General features: G+C 60.6%; 12 protein-coding genes. 5 read left to right on the forward strand and 7 right to left on the reverse strand.

What is annotated here, in order from left to right:
• Positions 1-13 precede the first annotated feature (13 nt).
• Entirely contained in the window at positions 14-817 is an 804-nt protein-coding gene (gene proC, locus ACILSO_RS26505) for a pyrroline-5-carboxylate reductase (RefSeq protein WP_395740499.1), read from the forward strand.
• A 136-nt stretch (positions 818-953) separates the two neighbouring features.
• Here the strand turns inward: proC and ACILSO_RS26510 are convergent, their stop codons facing one another.
• The 3 genes from ACILSO_RS26510 to ACILSO_RS26520 form a co-directional block, all read right to left on the reverse strand.
• Complete coding sequence (locus tag ACILSO_RS26510; RefSeq protein ID WP_395740500.1) at positions 954-1,316, reverse strand: hypothetical protein; 363 nt, start codon at positions 1,314-1,316, stop codon at positions 954-956.
• Positions 1,317-1,485: 169 nt separating this feature from the next.
• Positions 1,486-6,255, reverse strand: a complete 4,770-nt coding sequence (locus tag ACILSO_RS26515) for an eIF2A-related protein (RefSeq protein WP_395740501.1) — start codon at positions 6,253-6,255, stop codon at positions 1,486-1,488.
• Between the two features lie 230 nt (positions 6,256-6,485).
• On the reverse strand, positions 6,486-8,276 hold the full coding sequence (locus tag ACILSO_RS26520; RefSeq protein WP_395740502.1) for an NADPH-dependent assimilatory sulfite reductase hemoprotein subunit: 1,791 nt from the start codon (positions 8,274-8,276) through the stop codon (positions 6,486-6,488).
• A 138-nt stretch (positions 8,277-8,414) separates the two neighbouring features.
• Here ACILSO_RS26520 and ACILSO_RS26525 point away from each other — a divergent pair, with 138 nt between their 5' ends.
• Both ACILSO_RS26525 and ACILSO_RS26530 read left to right on the forward strand, forming a co-directional pair.
• Positions 8,415-9,293 carry a hypothetical protein gene (locus ACILSO_RS26525; protein ID WP_395740503.1) on the forward strand — a complete coding sequence of 293 codons (879 nt, stop codon included), beginning with the start codon at positions 8,415-8,417 and terminating at the stop codon, positions 9,291-9,293.
• A 66-nt stretch (positions 9,294-9,359) separates the two neighbouring features.
• Complete coding sequence (locus tag ACILSO_RS26530; RefSeq protein WP_395740504.1) at positions 9,360-9,926, forward strand: c-type cytochrome domain-containing protein; 567 nt, start codon at positions 9,360-9,362, stop codon at positions 9,924-9,926.
• A 64-nt stretch (positions 9,927-9,990) separates the two neighbouring features.
• Here the strand turns inward: ACILSO_RS26530 and ACILSO_RS26535 are convergent, their stop codons facing one another.
• Genes ACILSO_RS26535 through ACILSO_RS26550 form a run of 4 tightly spaced genes read right to left on the reverse strand, consistent with a single transcriptional unit; the run spans position 9,991 to position 14,478 of the window.
• Entirely contained in the window at positions 9,991-11,088 is a 1,098-nt protein-coding gene (locus ACILSO_RS26535) for a DNA alkylation repair protein (RefSeq protein ID WP_395740505.1), read from the reverse strand.
• A gap of 28 nt (positions 11,089-11,116) precedes the next feature.
• Entirely contained in the window at positions 11,117-12,643 is a 1,527-nt protein-coding gene (locus ACILSO_RS26540) for a PQQ-dependent sugar dehydrogenase (protein WP_395740506.1), read from the reverse strand.
• Between the two features lie 5 nt (positions 12,644-12,648).
• Entirely contained in the window at positions 12,649-13,758 is a 1,110-nt protein-coding gene (locus tag ACILSO_RS26545; RefSeq protein ID WP_395740507.1) for a hypothetical protein, read from the reverse strand.
• Positions 13,759-13,806: 48 nt separating this feature from the next.
• Positions 13,807-14,478 carry a DUF1080 domain-containing protein gene (locus ACILSO_RS26550; protein ID WP_395740508.1) on the reverse strand — a complete coding sequence of 224 codons (672 nt, stop codon included), beginning with the start codon at positions 14,476-14,478 and terminating at the stop codon, positions 13,807-13,809.
• 29 nt (positions 14,479-14,507) lie between these two features.
• On the opposite strand from ACILSO_RS26550, the gene ACILSO_RS26555 reads away from it, so the two are divergent.
• Positions 14,508-15,665 (forward strand): pyridoxal phosphate-dependent aminotransferase, encoded by a 1,158-nt coding sequence (locus ACILSO_RS26555; RefSeq protein ID WP_395740509.1) that lies wholly within the window; start codon positions 14,508-14,510, stop codon positions 15,663-15,665.
• 207 nt (positions 15,666-15,872) lie between these two features.
• A complete protein-coding gene (locus ACILSO_RS26560; protein ID WP_395740510.1) occupies positions 15,873-17,333 on the forward strand; it encodes a hypothetical protein in 1,461 nt (486 codons plus the stop codon).
• Position 17,334 lies beyond the last annotated feature (1 nt).

Raw genomic sequence — 17,334 nt, forward strand, 5'->3', positions numbered from 1 at the left:
CCACAGTCGCGGCATGATGAAACTCGGACTGATCGGCTGTGGGAAAATGGGCGGCGCGCTGCTGCGCGGCGTGGAGCAGGCACTGGGCAAGGCCAGCCTGAACGTGGCGCTGAGCGATGTGATGCCCGAGGCGGTGAACTCGCTGCGCAAATGCCTGAGCTGTAAATCCACCACCGGCACCCCGGCGGAAGTGGCGGCGGCTTCAGACGTGATCATCCTCGCGGTGAAGCCGGCGGACATGAAGGCGCTGTGCGAGACGCTCGCGCAGGTGAAAGGCGCGCGGCTTTACCTGAGCATCGCGGCCGGGATTTCGCTGGCGAATTTGGAAACCTGGCTCGGTGGGAAGCAGCGGGTGATCCGCAGCATGCCGAACACTCCCGCGCTGGTGGGCAAGGGGGCGGCAGCTTTTTCACGCGGGAGCACGGCGACTGCGAAGGACGCGACGCTGGCAGCGAAGATTCTCGGAGCCGTGGGCACGGCGGATGAGGTGGCGGAAAAGCTGCTCGATGCGGTGACCGGCCTCTCCGGCAGCGGACCGGCGTATGTTTATACGGTGATCGAGGCACTGGCCGATGGCGGCGTGCTCATGGGCCTGCCGCGTGCGGCGGCGCTGCGTCTGGCCGCGCAAACCGTGGCGGGTGCGGCGGAGATGGTGCTCAGCACGGGCAAACACCCCGCGCCATTGCGGGATGAGGTCACGAGTCCCGGTGGGACGACGATCGCCGGTCTGGAAAAGCTGGAGCAGCACGGGCTGCGGAATGCGATGATCCAGGCCGTGCGTGCGGCGACGGAAAAGAGCAAAGCGCTGGGGGCGTGAGGAACAGTACTCCTCTCGCTCCGCGAGAGGTACGCAGCGCTGCCGCAGGCTGCTGCGTGGTGATGGCTTGAGGGCGCGCCGCGAGAGAGGTCACGCCCGGCTCATCTCGACGGAGCGAGATGGCCACTGTACTGCGTCAGAACTGCGGCTTGAAGTAGCCGAGGGCGGCGAGGCCGGCTCCGCAGATGGCGGCGATGAGGACGACGAGCGGGGCGGCGATGACGCGGCGCTTGGCCAGCACGGGGAGGAAGCCGAGGACGAGCCAGAGGGCGAACTTGGCCCACACCCAGTGGTAGGTGTAATACGAAGGCGCGCCTTCGGGAAGCAGCTTGTTGTACTTCGCGAGCAGTCCAAAGCCGGAGACAAGGCTGATGACGAGGCCGATGCCGTGCCACATCATGGCCTTCTTGGCTCCTTCGCTGGAAAGCAGGCCGCCGATGCCGATGAAGACGAGGATGAGGCCGATGAGATGCAGGAAGTGGTAAACGGGGAGAGACATGCCCAGTCTGTGGCCCAGACCCACGCTGCGCACAAGTGCCGGGATGTTCAAAGTAGCCTTGTTGCTGCGCAACAAGGGGGCGCTCCGCAGCATCCCGGTAGGCACGGCGGACCCACATTCTGGGTGTTTTGCGGTGCCCATCCTTGTTCCACAGGAACAAGGCTACTTTTCAATCCTCCATCCCCGAGATCGGGCCAAAGGCCTCCGCGGGCAGGCGGCGAATGAAGCGGCCTCGAGCATCCCGTTCCTCCCAGCCAAGCCAGCGCCAGGCCTCGGGGGTGGCGTGGAGGATTTCGGTGCCGGAGCCGTTGATGACGGCGGATTGGTTTTCGGGGAGGTTGTGGGCGGTCCAGATGCATTGGCCGGTGGTGGCGTCCCAGAGCTTGAGGGTGTTGTCGGAGGAGCCGGAGAGGATGCGGGAGCCATCGGGACTCCAGGCGCAACACCTGACACCGCCGGCATGACCCCTCAGGTTCAGGAGTTCTCTTCCCGTAGTGGCATCCCAAAGCTTGAGGCTTTTGTTAACGGAGCCGGAGAGGATGCGGGAGCCATCGGGACTCCAGGCACAGCACAGAATGGAGCTGTCATGTCCGTTGAAGGAAATGAGTTCTTTGCCCGTGGCGGCATTCCAGACTTTGAGGAAATTGTCATGGGAGCCTGAGAGCACGCGTGAGCCGTCGGGACTCCAGGCGCAACAAATGACGGAACGAGTGTGTCCCGAGAAGGAGAGAAGGCGTTTGCAGGAATTGGCATCCCTTATCTCAAGAGGTTCTTGATCAAACATGGGCTTATATGCCGACCCAGATAGCAGCTGTGCGCTGTCGGGACTCCAAGCACAGCAAAAAATTGCAGAAGCAAACATCGAGATAGAGCTGAGTGATTTTCCCGAGCTGGAATCCCAGAGTTTGAGGGTGTTGTCGGATGCTCCTGAGAGCAGTCGTGAACCGTCGCGACTCCAAGCACAACAATTGACCGAATTGACATGCCCACGGATGGAGAGAGTTTCCTGGCCAGTGCAGGCATTCCAGAGCTTGAGAGTTTTGTCAGACGAAGCTGAGAGAAGGCGTGAACCATCCGGACTCCATGCACAGCAGTTGACTGCACCTTTGTGTCCCTGAAGAGATAGGAGCTGCTTGCCTGTGATGGAATCCCACAGCTTGAGGGTGTTTATAGAGGAGCCGGAAAGTATTTGAGAGCCATCAGGACTCCAAGCACAGCAGTTGATCGAATGTGAAAAACCTTGAAGAGAAAAAATTTCTTTTCCAGTAGTGGCATCCCAGAGTTTGAGGGTGTTGTCATCGGAACCTGATAGCAATCTCGAGGCGTCGGAGTTCCAAGCACAGCATATGACTCGGTCTGAGTGCCCACGGAAAGAAAGAAGCTCCTGCCCAGTGCTGGCATTCCAGAGCTTGAGTACGTGGTCATAAGAACCTGATAGCAGTCGTGAGCCATCAGAACTCCACGCGCAGCACTTGATAGAACCAGCATGCCCTTTGATGGAAAGAAGTTCTTTGCCGGTGCAAGCATCCCAGAGTTTGAGGGTGTTGTCATCAGATCCTGATAGCAGTCTTAAGCCGTCGGGACTCCACGCGCAGCACCTGACCGAAAGGGCATGTCCAATGAGGCATAGGAGTTCTTTTCCAGAGTTCGCATCCCAGAGCTTGAGAGTGTTGTCATAAGAACCCGAAAGCAGGCGTGAGCCGTCGGGACTCCATGTGCAGCAATTGATGTAACTGGAATGCGCCCGCAGGGAGAATATTTCTCTTCCAGAGTTGGCATCCCAGACCTTAAGGGTGTTGTCGTCAGAGCCTGAGAGCAAGCGTGAGCTGTCTGGACTCCAGGCACAGCACCTCAGATTGCTGGTATGTGTCTTGAACGAGAAAAGTTCTTTGCCAGTAGCGGCATCCCAAAGTTTGAGAGTCGTGTCATCGGATCCAGAGAGCAAACGTGAACCATCGGGACTCCAAGCGCAGCAGTTTACGGCACTTGCATGCCCAGAGAGTGAGAGGAGTTCTCTTCCTGAGGCAGCATCCCAAAGTTTGATGCGGCCGTCCTCAAAACCTGAAATCCAGGCAGTGCCACTCGGATTCCAAGCGCAAGCGGTCGCTGTTATGCAACTCTCTATATAAACTCTAGACGATGAATGCGCCCGCAACGCGCGAGGATGCTGGTAAAGCCCCAGGCCCAAAGTCTCGACCTGTAAAAGTTCCGTCACGTCCATTGCTTCTACTTCCAAAGTTGCTCCCAACAGCGATCCGCCTCGCCACAGCAATCCTGCTAGATCGGCCCCACTCAACTTCACCCGCGCAGCATTCACCCGCAGGAACAAAGCCTGCCGCGCTTCTAGGCCGCTAAGGTCCGCATCTGAGAAATCGACAAACTCCACGCGTGCGCGATTGAGCCACGCACCTCGCAGATTGGCTCCTCGCAGATTCAGTGGTTGCTCCTTGCTGCGTCCCTTGAGATGCCATTCGTCCAGATCCGCACCGGCGAGAATCACCTGCTGCGGCTGTGGCTCGGGATGACCGTGTTTGATGGCCTCAAGCCAGTATTTGAAGGCTAGGACGGCTGCTTGCAGGCAGTTGCCGCTGAGGATGCGTTCCAGGGAGACGATGGCTGTGCTGGATTTGTTCGTCGCGAGGATTTGACCGAGAAAATCGAGGGTTTCCAAGGAGGCCATGGGCATGTCCCATTGGGCATCGGCCTGGTCTGCGAGGGCGCGGGCGAGGTGGCTGGCGAGGAAGTATTCCTGGAGGGAGGTGTGGGCGAAGCGGAAGTGTTTTTCTTCGGTGTCGGGGCGGAGTACGAAGGTGGCGGTGCGGAGGTCTTCTTTGAGGAGGGAGCGGTCTTTGCTGGCGTAGGCGGAGGCGATGGCGGGGTTTTGGTGGAGGAATTCGTCGAACCATTCCTCCAGGCGGTCCGCGTCCCACTGCTTTTCGCCGCTGCGCCAGAGGGCGGCGGCGAGGGCCTCCATGAGGCGGCGCTTGTGCATGGGGTCGAGGTGGTGCTTGCCGTCATCGCGGCCAAGCCAGGAGCGGACGACGAGATCGTAAAGGCGCGCGGCATTGACGGTCTCGCCGCGCATTTGCAGGGCCTCGAGTTCGCCGAGGCGGCCGCTGATGAGGGTGAGGAGGTAGGGGCGCTCGGCGAGGTCGCGCAGGTTGTGGATGGAGGCGATGAGGTCGAAGGCTTCGCCACCGCGTTTTTCATCGCCGAGGAAAGAAGTGAGGTAGCCGCGAATCTGCGCTTCATCGAAGGGCAGCAGGCAGAAGGAGGGGTATTGGCTGCGGTCGATGCCTTCGCGGTCTTCGCCGGTGAGCATGGCGTTCTGGCTCCAGACATCGCGGAAGTAGTGGCTGCGGCAGGAGAGGAGCAGCTTGCCGGATGAGGCTGCGCTGTTTTTCAGCATGGCCTGTGGCAGCACGGACCAGAGGGTGCGGATGAAATCGCGTGCCCGGTTCTGGGTGAGGTGGACGATTTTTTCATCGAGGCCATCGAAGATGATGAGCGCCCCCTCCTCGCGCACGAGGCGCAGCAGATCTGCCGCTGTGACCTTGCGGTCGGTGATGCGCCAGGAGCGCTGGATCACGCTGGTCAGCAGTTCCTCAATCGTGGGCAGGGTGTCGGGCTTGTCGCCCACGTAATCGCGCAGATCGATGTAGATGGGCAGCGGGTAGCGGCCTGGCTCCAGGGCACGTTTTTGAATCAGGTGCCGGGTGAACTGTTTGAGCGTGGTGGTTTTGCCGATGCCGACTTCTCCGAGCAGGGCAAAGAACGGTGCGCCATCTTTACGCACCGCCCAGGCTTCCAGTTCATTCAAGGCATCGCGTGCATCGCCGAGATTGGAGCGTGTGGGATCGATGGCTTCGCGCTGCGCCAGGTGGTGCATGTAGCCGCGCGGGCGCTGGAAATGGCGCGTCTCCTCCGGGGGCGGCATGAAGCGCTGGAGATCGGGGTCGGGAGGTGGCGCGGGTGCTTTTGCCGGCAACTCGCAGGTTTCCTCGTCCTCGTTGCGGGCAGGAGTGCCCGCATCACTTTGGGAGCGTGCATCGAGGCGTTTCTGGATGGCGACAAAGAGTTGATGGACAAACTCGCGCTTTTTGGCCGTGCCGGACATTTCCTCGTAGAAGCGCACGGCATCGTTCTTCCCGGGCAGGCGAAAAACTTGGTGCTCCTCCAGGCCGAGCAGATCTTGATGCTGGAAGTCCACCTTGATCAGGCCCACCGGGAGGATGGGCTTTTTGTCCTGCATGAAGTGCGGCAGCTCATGGTCCCGGATGTAGTCTCGAGTCAGGAACTTGGGACCGATGAGGAGCAGACCAAAGTCGGAGGCTTTGATGGCCTCCTGAATGCGCTCGTGCCAGCGATCTCCGACGGTCGTGTCCTGATCCATCCACAGCTCGACTTCGTAGCGCTTGGAGCAGCCGAACTGGTCTTTCAGTTCATTCACGAGGCTGTCTGCCAAGTCCTTGTTGGCCCGGGCATAGGAGACAAAGAAGCGGACGAAGATTTTCTTCTCCTCCAGCGCGGTGCGGGTGGTGGCGATGCCCTTGGAAGGAATGAAGGGCCTGCCGACGATGTCTGCCGTGGCATCTTGGGAAAAGCGGGTGGCGCGGAGGACGGCCTCGTCCGGTCCGGTGAACCACACGGTACGTTCTTCGGGCGGGCTTTTCTTTTTGGTGTCCACCTTGAAGCTCAGGCCTAGGGAGGCGCCGACTTCATTGAGGCGGTTGCGGAGGCGGGTGAGGTTGGCGAGGGCGGTCTGGGTGTCTTCGCCGGGGAAGAGTCTGGCGAGCACCTCGGAGAGGCGGATTTTGTCGGTGAGGGCCAGATTTAGGAGCTTCTGCAGGCGGTCGCGGTCGGACTTTCCGAGTTCCTCCAGCCAAGGTTTTGCTGCATCCCGGAGGGAGTCGCCGAACAAGGTCACCGATAGGCTCATGTGGAGGATGAAAGCGGGTTATTGGAGGTTTGGCAATGTTTTTGGAGGATTGGGCGGCATCTTTGGATGAATTGAGGGTGCTTGAGTTGGCCTACGGAACACACGGAAGGCACGGAAAACAGAGGCCAGAGGGGCCAGGAATGGCCCTGTTACTTTCGGGGCGAGCGAGCGCAAAAAAAGGCGGTCCGCTGGGTGCGGACCGCCTTGGAATAAGGGTGCTTTTTGGAGGATCAGCCTTCTTCCGATGCTTTGGCGCCGGCGAGTTTGGCGGCGCGTTCGGCCAGTTCGATGTGGAACTGCTCGGGGGTGGGGGCTTCACCGGTGGTGCGGGTGCGGGCGAACCAGTCGGCGAAGATTTCGCCGTCTTTGCGCTCGGCCTTGAAGGCTTCCAGGAAGGCGCGGACCTTGCCGGGGACTTCTTCACCGAGGACGGTCTTGAATTCGAGGCCGGCGAGGCGGTTGCCGCGGATGCTGCCGCCGACGAACATGGCGTACTTGTTGGGCGAGCGGCCCACGAAGCCGAAGTCGGCGTTGTAGGGGCGGCCGCAGCCGTTCGGGCAGCCTGTCATGCGGAAGAGGATCGGCTCGTCTTCGAGGCCGAGTTCGCGCAGGGATTCGTCGATCTTGTCCATGAAGCCGGGCAGGACGCGCTCGGATTCGCTGAGGGCGAGGCCGCAGGTGGGCAAGGCGACGCAGGCGTGGGCGACCTTGCGGGCGCGGGTCATGCCGTCGGCGTGGATGACGCCGTGCTTGGTGAGGATGGCATCGACGGCGGCCTTTTGCTCAGGCGCGACGTCGGCGATGATCATGTTCGTGTTGGGCGTCACGATCAGGGGGAGGTCGAGTTCTTTGCACAGATCGACGAAGGCGCTGCGGTAGTGGGGGCCGTTTTCGCGGTCCACAATGCGGCCCATGCTGACGTGGACGGCGCAGTAGAGCTTGCCGTCGCCCTGCTCGTGCCAGCCGAGCTTGTCCTCGACGCTGTCGAACTGGAGTTCTTTGGGCGGGAAGGTCTCGATGCCGGGGAGGCGGCGGACGACTTCGGCGCGGAAGCCGTCGAGGCCCATGGTCTGCACGGTGTACTTGAGGCGGGCGTTTTTGCGCTCGGTGCGGTTGCCGTGGTCACGCTGGGTGGTCACGACGGCCTCGATGGCATCGACGACGTTGGCGCGCTTGGCGTAGAGGAGGGGCTGGCCGAGGAAGGGGCGGGTGGTGAGCTGGCCGTGGCTCATGCCAAAGCCGCCGCCGACGGTGATGGTGTAGCCTTCGACCTGGCCGTCCACCACGTGGGGCACGAGGCCGACGTCCTGGGAGTAGATGTCCGCGTCATTGCAGGGCTGGATGGCCACGCCGATCTTGAATTTGCGGGGCAGATAGACTTTGCCGTAGATGGGGTCGTCGCCTTCGGGGGCCTTGGTGGCCTCACGGACGGCGGGGTTCACCTCGGGGTCTTTGATCCAGTCCGGCTCGAGCTTTTCGCCGTCCAGCCAGATGTCTGCATAGGCGCTGGAGCGCCACAGGAAGCGCTGGCTGATTTCCTCTGTAAGCTTCTGAGTATCAGCGTGAACGGCATCCTTGATGGGGGCGGCGGGGCCCATGGTGTTGCGCACGACGTCGCCGCAGGCACCCATGGTGCTGAGGCCGCTGTGGCAGACATTGTGGATCACTTCTTTCAGGCCGCCTTTGAGCACGCCGTGGAGCTGGATGCCCTGGCGGTTGGTCAGGCGCATGTTGCCGAAGGCCTTGGAGCAAAGGTCGTCATGGATGAGCCACTGCTTGGCGGTGATGCGGCCGCCGGGCATCTTGCTGCGGATCATGAAGCTCCAGGCTTTTTCCAGCTTGGCCTTGGTGCGCTCGGCACGGACGTCGCGATCATCCTGCTGGTAGGAGCCGTGGTGCTTGAGCAGGATGTTGGAGTCGTCCGGAATGTTCGGGGTGCTGGTGTCAGCGAACTGCTCGGCCAGCTGGCCGCGGAGGCCGTCTGAGGCGAGTTTGAGGTCTTCAACGGAGGCTTTGCTCATAAGGGTAGGATCTGGGGGGCTGGGAGTGTCGGCCAAGATGGCTTGATTGCAAGTGCTTGAGCCTGGGGCGTGTTTTTGAAAATCGATGTGAGGGTGCGTGACAAAGGGGGAACAAAGGGGTTACAGTTTTCTTTGGAGATGAGCAGGCACCCCACACGCATTCCCGGAGCGACAGCCGCCGCGCTGCTTTCGCTGCTGTGCGGCTGTGTCAAAAAAAGCGAGTATGATGCGCTGCAGGTCGAAAATCAGACGCTGCAAACACGTGTGGATGAGACCAACCACGCCCTGGTGCAATCACAAGCGGATTTCTCCGCGCTGCAGGTACAGATGCGGCAATATTTGACGGTACAGGCCCAGCTGCAAAAGACGCAGCAGGATTTCAAGGTGTCGCAGGATGAATTTACGGCGCTGAAATCACGGTTTGACCATTTCCGTACCCAGCACCGCACGGCGATGGTGGGGAAGAGGTATGCCCAGCTTAATCTGGATGATGGCAAAGTGCTGCACCAGGCGGAGATCACGGCGGTGAGTGCGGACGAGCTTTCCATCCGGCATGCCGATGGCATCGCCAAAGTCGCGCTGGCGAAGAGCTCGCCTGATTTGAGGATGGAGGCCTGCTACGACCCGCAGGAGGCCAGCGAGAAGGCGCGGGAAAAGACGATGGCCAAAAGCCGGGAGACACCAGCCAGGCCTTCCCCGGAGCCGGTGAAAGCAGCTCCAGTTCCTGTCCCCGCCCCGCTGCCCGCCTCCCCGGCGCGCAGTCCGGTGGAGGCATTGCGCACCCAGCTTGCCACGCAGAGGCAGCTGCTGAATGCGGAGTACCATGAACTAGCCGCCAAAAACTCTGCTGCCCTGCGAGGCGTGGAGTGGAATTCCTCCCAGCCAGAAGCCAGCCCGCTGCTCAACTCGCTTTCGGGCAGCCGCGCGGTGCTGGGCATCAGCCGCCTGCAGGTCCAGCGCAATGCCATTCTGGCCACCCTGCAGCAACTGCGGGAGCTGGACCCCGCGGCGCGATGACCCCAAGGAATCCGCAAAATAAGCTAGGCAAATACCACGTTTGAGCGTTCCATGTCACCAGCAACCATGAAATTCAGCCTTCTCCTCGCCCTTGCCCTGACCACCACCGCTGCATCCGCGGTCGATTACAAGTCCCAGGTGGCCATCATTTTTCGAACCAAGTGCTATGCCTGCCACAGCGTCACCAAGAAGGTGAAAGGCAAGCTGGCGCTGGATGACGACAAGATCACCGACCAGATTGGGCCGGGCAAGAACATCATTCCGGGCCAAGGAGCGAAGAGCACGATGTACGTGAATTGTACGCTGCCGAACGACGATGGTGATGTGATGCCTCCAGAAGGCAAGAACCGCCTCACCGATGCGGAACTGGCCACGCTGAAGGCCTGGATCGATGAAGGTGCCAGCCTCACCGGCGGTGGTGCTGCTCCTGCTCCGGCCGCAGCCGCTCCTGCCGCCGCAGGTGGTGTACAAAAATGGACCAACGCCGAAGGCAAAACTATCGAGGCCGAGTTCATGGGCCTGGAAGGCGACAATGTGCTGCTGAAGATTCCCTCCACCGGTGTCACGCACATCCTGCCTCTGAGCAAGCTCTCGGCTGAGAGCCAGGCGCAGGCGAAGGCGGCCAAGAAGTAAGTTCGCCTGACAGTGCTCGTTTTTTCCACGCCATCGGTCTTCGGGCCGATGGCGTTTTAGTTTTTTAGCGCAGATCAAACTCCGACTCCGCCACGCGCTGGCCGTTGATCTGCAGCTCGACGCGATGCCTTCCGGAGTAGTGCTTGCGGGTGGTGAAGTCTTTGACGATCTGGGATTTGACGAGTTCGATTTCGGCGCGCGCCGGCAGGTCCAGCTCGGTCCATTTGAAGACCTTTTCCGCGCTGCCACCGCTGGCTTTGACGTAGTGCACCACGTAGTCGATGGCGAGGCGCTGTGTCTTGCTGGAGGTGGAAGTGAGCGCGGCTGCGAGCGTGAGGCGTTCTCCGAGTTTGAGGCGCGCGGGAGAGGCGGTCAGCTTGGCGGTGACCTCCGCTTTTTTGCCGAAGCCGAAGAGTTTCAGCGCGCGCGGGTGCCCGCGCTTGATCAGCGTGCGGCAGGCGTGCTTGGCGATCCAGCGCAGATGCTCGCGCTCCAGATCCCAGCCTTCGAGGCGCTGCAAAACGTAGTCGTGATGGTCCTTGGTGATGTCATTGAGATGATTGGCCACGGAGCGGCGCACGAAGAGCGAGTCGTCATCCTTGAGCGCCTCGAGAATGACAGCGGTGGGGGCGGGATCGCGCACGAGTGCGGTCAAGCGCATGCCCCAGGGCAGGCGTGGGCGCGAGCCTTCGCTGGCGAGTCGGCGTACTTTTTCATCGGGGTCGGAAGTCCAAGCATGCATCGTTTTCAGCGCACGCGTTTGATCTGCCACGATGAAGGGCCGCACGGCAAACTCCGCCGAGCCGAAGACGGTGAAGAAACGCAGGGCCTCCATTGAGAAGTCGAAATCGTGCAGACCGAAGGTCGCGACGAAATCGCCGAGGAAGATGGTGACGAATTCATGACCGATGCGTGGCGCGAGCTTTTGCAGGGCGCGAACTTTCTGCTGGTAGGTTCCAGGCAGCGCGGCATTCACGGCGACTGCGCATTGATGCACTCGCTGCATGAGCGTGCGTGCTTCGAGGCCATCGAGTGCGGACTTGAGGAAGGCCGCGGTGTCAAACTTCGGTGCGATGCTGGCAAGCTCTTTGGCGATGGCGCGGTAGCGGGCTGCATCAAACCATTCTTTGAGCTGCGGCGGGGGATCGGGTTCGGGAGGCATGGGCAGGAGGTATTTCGCGGCCGCCATTTCACTGCGCCAGCTTGCGCACGGTGTAGGCGATGCGTGGATTCAGCAGCAGCCGGCCGGAGTCCGCCTTGAGATTGTCCAGACGAAACTCATAGACGTGGTTCAGCGTCCATTCCGGCATTTCGATCTCAGCGGTTTTGCGGTCCGCGCTCAGGGTGACCTTGGCCACTTCGATCTCGTCCTTCGCAATCTGCGGCGAGCCGTATTCCTTGTGGTAGTTGTAGGTGTAGTGTTCGCCAGCCCAGAGCTCTGCGCCGCCGGAGGTTTCATCCAGCGGCTCAGTGAACGTGAATCGGAAGCCCTTCGGCGTGATCTTCATGTCCAGCACATCAAACGGCACCTTGCCCGTGGGTGTGATGGTGCCGATGCCCTCGCTGCCTGCCCAGGAAAGATGCGTGCGGCCGACATACAGGACATCATTGGCGAATGCGAAGCGGTGCACGCCGCGCTTCAGCGTTTCGCTCTGGAGCCAGTTCAGAGTCGCGCCCTGCCACACGCCGCCGACTTCCTCCAGCAGCACGCGCAGGATTTTGGGCGAGTTCATTTCTCCCACGATGGTCTGGCCTGCAAAGGGACCCCATGCTTTGGAGGACGGGATCTGCACGATCTGCGTGGGCGAATTGGCAAAATGACCATGTGGGAACCACACGGCGGCGGGCGTGCGCAGCTTTTCCAGATCGGCCACGGGGACTTGCAGCGGCACGCGGCCGTCCCAGTTCTTTCGCCACACGAGGCTGGCCGGATGACCGTAGAAGCCGTCCTTCTTTACCACGAAGAGTTCGCTCGTTCCGCGCCAGTCGCCCTGGTTGTCGTCCACCAGCAGATTGCCGGCAGCATCAAAGCCGATGCCATCGGGGGAGCGAAAGCCGCAGGCCCATGGCACGGCAGCGCCGGTGGCGGGATCGATCTTCACCACCCAGCCGCGATAAGGCACGCGCGAGTACATGCGACCCACGTCTTTGCCCACTTTCTTCCAGTTGTCATAGAACTCAGCGCGTGGCACGCCGATGTCGCTGAACTGTCCGCGCACTTCTTTGAAAATGGTGTCGCCCTGGGACGCGAGATTGAGGGACACCACTACACTGCCGTCTGGCGCGCGCACCGGGCCGAAGGCAAACTCATGGTAGTTTCCGCTCATGCCAAAGCCGTCCCACAGTGTTTCGTAGCTGTCGCAGACGCCATCGCCGTCGGTATCGCGCAGGCGTGTCAGCTCAGGGCGCTGCATGACGAGCATGCTGTGCTCATCTTCCACAAGAAGGCCCAGCGGCTCATGCAGGCCTTCGGCAAAGGTTTTCCATGTCTTGTCCTTCGGCTGGTAGAGCGCGACCTGGCCATGATGGAAACATGCTGCGATGCGGCCGTCCGGCATGACGCCGAGTCCGCCGATCTCCGGCGCAACGCCATTGGGCATCATCAGTTTGCCGATGGTGTAAAAGCTGTCCGCAGGTTCTGGCTTGGCCTTCTGCGCAGACAGGCTCGCGGTGCCAAGGAGCACGCAGCCCAGAGAGATGGAGAGGAGTCGGTGCATGAGGGTTATTGTTTGATGGTTTGCAGAGTGAGCGTGAAGGCCGTCGCTTCTTCCTTGGTGAGATGCAGCGTGCCGCCATCGCGCTTGCCAGAATGGGAACGCCAGGCCGCGAAGCCTTCGCCATTGGGATTGTCGCCCACGTTGACAAACACGTCGCCGGTGGCCTTGGGGATTTTGAATTCGCGCACCACCTCGCCCGCTTTGCTGACGGCAACCCGTTCCTTCACCTCGATGCCATCGAGCGTGTAGCGGAAGGTGGGGAAGCCTTGATCGAGCGTGTAGCCGAGAAATTTGGCCTGCGGTGCTGCGGCGTTGGCGCTGCCAAAGCGGATCGCTACTTCATCAGGCGCGGCGGTCCAGAAAGGTTTGTCGCCGAGCTTGGGAAGGTCTCTGCCATTGCCCGCCCAGTTTTTTGTCGCATCGATGAACTCGCCTTTCCAGACGTAGCGCATGCGGCAGACTCCTGCATCCCAGCAGGCGTTCAAGTCTCCCGGCAGCGCGATCGCAATGGCCGCAGGGCCGCTGTTTGGCATAAAGATGCGCTGTGCAAACGGACGCCTGCCTCCGCCGGCGATGAAGGTCTGCGCCGCGGTGGCGGGAATGTTTTTATCCTGCTTCAGCGGCGGCATTCTCACGCCCACATAGGCCGCGCCATACATCACCAGACCATGGCCGGGAAAGGTGCATACAAAGGGATAGATGCCCGGCTCCTTCGGCAGCGAGAGGCGCAGGGAATCTTTTTTCTCCGGAGCCAGAAGTTTGGAGGCGGCAAGCACATCGGTGCCTGGCGGCACGAACTGCAGGGCAGGGCCTTTGTCTGCCAGTTGCAGAGAGGCATTCACGATGGCATCGCGCCTGCCGGGCTTCACCAGCACGAAATTGTGCATCTGATCCGTGGAATCGAGATTCTCCAGGCTGATGACCACATCCGCGCCGGGCTTGCCTTCAAAGCGTGGCGGGTCGAAACGCAGGCCGTCGCGCATCACGATCTTGATGGTCTGCGGCTTGGCCGCGGCAGGCGGCTGCGGTTTCACCTCGGCCTTCTGGCCCCACGCGGTGGCGTGAAGCAGCAGCGCGAGGCCGAGAAACTGGGTGCAAAGGCGTGGGAGAGGCATGCGAGAATGAAGCTGAGCGTGTTGTTTTGGCGGTGCAAGTCCTGCCGATCACGGCAGGCGCTGGATGCGGATGTCTTTGAAGTAAAACACGCTGCCCGGATCATGCGCCTGCAGCGCGATGCCGCCGCCCTGGGCATTGATCAGGCGTCCGGCGCGCTCGGGCGGACGAGTGACGTTGTCAGGCTCCGTGTAGTCCACCACCGGCTTGTCATTGAGATGGATTTGGATGTGCTTGCCATTCACGGTGATGCGGACTTTGAACCACTGGCTTTCGTCCACGGGCGACTGGGCGAGATCCACGACGGCATAGAGGCTGCCTGTTTTGCGCTTTTCTTTGGCGGTGCTGTTGAGCTGGATTTCGTAGCCTTTGGCGAGATGAAGCGCGCTGTCTCGCGTGCTCATGTCTGTGTGAATGAAGATGCCGGAGTTTGAGTTTGGCTCGCTGCGGCATGTCGCTTCAAAGACGAAGTTTTTGAACTTCACGAAACCTTCCTTGGCATCGCCCGCAAAAAACAGGTGGGCGCTGGGCTTGGTGGCATGGGCGCGGATGGCGCCGTCCACGACGGTGAAGGATTCGGGCATGACGTTGGCATGCCAGCCGGTGAGGTCTTTGCCATTGAAGAGGGTCTGCCATTCCTCGGCGGCGCGGCAGGAAAGAGGGAGAAGCAGGGCGAGCAGGAGAAGGCGGCGCAGCATGTGGGTCAGATTGGTTGGTTGCATGGTGGCGGCATCTCGCCCAAATCGCAAGGATGCCTGCAACCTCCCGCCGCCTCCACGCCTTCACCGAATCCGTCATCCGCGCGATGACGCGCCTTTCCAACCAACATGGCGCGGTCAATCTTTCCCAAGGCTTTCCCGACTTCAATCCGCCGGAGGAAATCCTCGCCGCGCTGGAGCGTGCCACGCGCGGCAACTTCCACCAGTATGCGGTCACGTGGGGAGCGCCGCGCTTCCGCCAGGCATTGGCCAAAAAGATTACGCATTTCTCCGGCACACCGGTGGATCCAGATCAAAACCTCGTCGTCACCTGCGGCAGCACCGAGGCCATGATGTGTGCCATGATGACCTGCTGCGAGCTGGGGGATAAAGTGATCGTGTTCTCGCCTTTCTATGAGAACTACGCCGCGGACGCCATCCTGTCCGGTGCTGAGCCGATCTATGTGCCGCTGCGCCCGCCGCAGTTTGGGTTTGATCCCGATGAACTCGCGCGCGCCTTTGCGCAGGGGGCGAAGGCCATCATCGTCTGCAATCCCTCCAACCCCACCGGCAAAGTTTTCACGCGTGAGGAACTGCAGATGATCCTCGATCTCGCGGAAAAGCACGACGCCTTTGTCATCATGGACGAGCCCTATGAGCACATCGTCTATGGGCCGCATGAGCATGTGTACATGCACTCGCTGCCCGCTGCGGCGGAGCGTGTGATCGTGTGTAATTCACTCTCGAAGACCTACTCGATCACGGGCTGGCGCTTGGGCTACGTGCAGGCCGCGCCGCACATTATCGCGCAGGCGCGCAAGGTGCATGATTTCCTCACGGTTGGTGCCGCCGCGCCGCTTCAGGAAGCCGCTGTCGCCGGACTGGAACTGCCGGACAGCTACTACCACGGCCTGCGCGATCTCTACACCGCGAAGCGAGATGTCTTCCTCAATCACCTCCGCGCCACCGGCCTGCCATTTACCGAGCCGCACGGGGCCTACTATGTGCTCATGGACATTTCATCGCTCGGTTTCCCCACGGACACTGAGGCAGCGGAATGGTTCGTCAAAGAAGTGGGGGTGGCCGGCGTGCCTGGCTCCAGCTTTTTCCGAGAGCCCGAGCACCGCTTCATCCGCTTTCATTATGCGAAGCAGTTGGAGACGCTGAATGCGGCGGGTGCTAAGTTGCTCAGATTGAAGGCGGGGAGATAAGATAAGTTTTTAGCATTGACGTGCAGGGGGCTAACCGCTGGAATACCGGCAAACTTTGCCCTGACGCTTATGCAAACCTTGTTGTTCTCGTCCGTCGTCGTCCTCGCTGCAGGTGTGGCATTTGCCGCATCCTCCACCCAAAGTTACGAACCCACCCATAGGCAGGTGGATGTTTTAAAACCAGCCCACGGGCCCACGTCGGTCACGATGAACACGTTCCTGCTGAATCAGGCAGGAGACATCGTGACCGCGATCTCGCCCAGACCGGTTTATACGCGGAATGGCGTGTCCAAGCCCGCGCCAGGAACACCGGGAGGCTGGATTCAGGTCTACAGCCCGGACAAGCAGTTGAAGGGGGAGATTGAACTTCCGTTCGCCCCTGATGCTCTCGCGTTGACAAAGGACGGTCATTACCTCGTCGCGGGCGGAGGTCAGCTTTGCAAATGCACGCTGGAAGGAAAAATCGTGGCGCAGACGGACTTGCTCACGCTGCTCAATATTGACGAGAGGAAGCTCAGGGAGGAAGTGATCGAGCAGTACAAGAAAGATCAGGAAACCTACGCGAGCAGCCGCAATTCACAGATTAAAAGCATCAAGGACCAGATCACGCGCCTGGAGGAGAAGGCCGAGGCGGAAGTGACCTCGCGTGACAAGTCGCGGCTGCAATCCCTCAAAATGATGATGAAGAGCCTCAGCGAGGCGGACAATCTGACCGAATCACGCATTGCACAGCTGATGCAATACCGCATGCGCACTCCATCCATCAGCGCTGCAGGCGATGACATCCTGGTGACTTTGTCGCGCAACCGAGGCTATGAAATCTGGCGCACCGGACCGAAGTTTGACAACCCACGCAAAGTGATTGGCGACATGCGTGGCTGCTGCGGCCAGATGGACATGACGGTGGCCGGGGATCGTATTTTGACGGCGGAAAACACGAAATTTCGTGTGGGCATCTATGACCTTGAGGGTAAAAACATCTCCGCTTTCGGCGAGCGCTTCAAAGACGAGAACAACGGCTTCGGCAGCTGCTGCAATCCGATGAATGTGCTCTGCTGCGGCAATGGCGACATTCTCACCGCGGAGTCGAGCATCGGTCATATCAAGCGCTACAACGAAAAGGGCGAGCTGCAGGCTGTGATCGGACGCGCGCGCATCGGCGGCGGCTGCAAGCATGTGGCGCTGGGCCTGGATGAGAAACGTAATCGCTATTACGTGCAATATCAGGACATGAACCACATCTGCATCATGCTGCCGAACGCCGAGGCGGCGCCTCTTGTGGCAGAGCTGGACAAGAAGATGAAGGCTGCCGAAGAAGCCGCGTTGAAACTGGTGGGCACGTGGAAGGCGGTGAACACCGGCAGCGCCCCAAGGCGCTCTAGCAATGATTTTGATCCTTATGAATATGTGCCGGAGCCGCCGTTCGAATCATTCACCTTCAAGCCTGACCATAGCCTCACGCTGAACGTGGATTCGGGCGCTCGTTCCAGCGCGGACAAGGGGTTCCGCCGCTGGTACACGAGTGGTGTGGAGGACGGGCACATCCAGTTCGAAATCGAGCGAGGTGACGGATATGTCGATTTCTCCACGCAGGTCACCATGAAAAGTGACGATGAGATCGAAATGAAGCTCACGCGCGAAACCAAGATCTTCAAACGCCAGAACTAAT

Origin of the sequence: Prosthecobacter sp. (assembly GCF_044226605.1) — a bacterium.
In the GTDB taxonomy this organism is placed as follows: domain Bacteria; phylum Verrucomicrobiota; class Verrucomicrobiia; order Verrucomicrobiales; family Verrucomicrobiaceae; genus Prosthecobacter.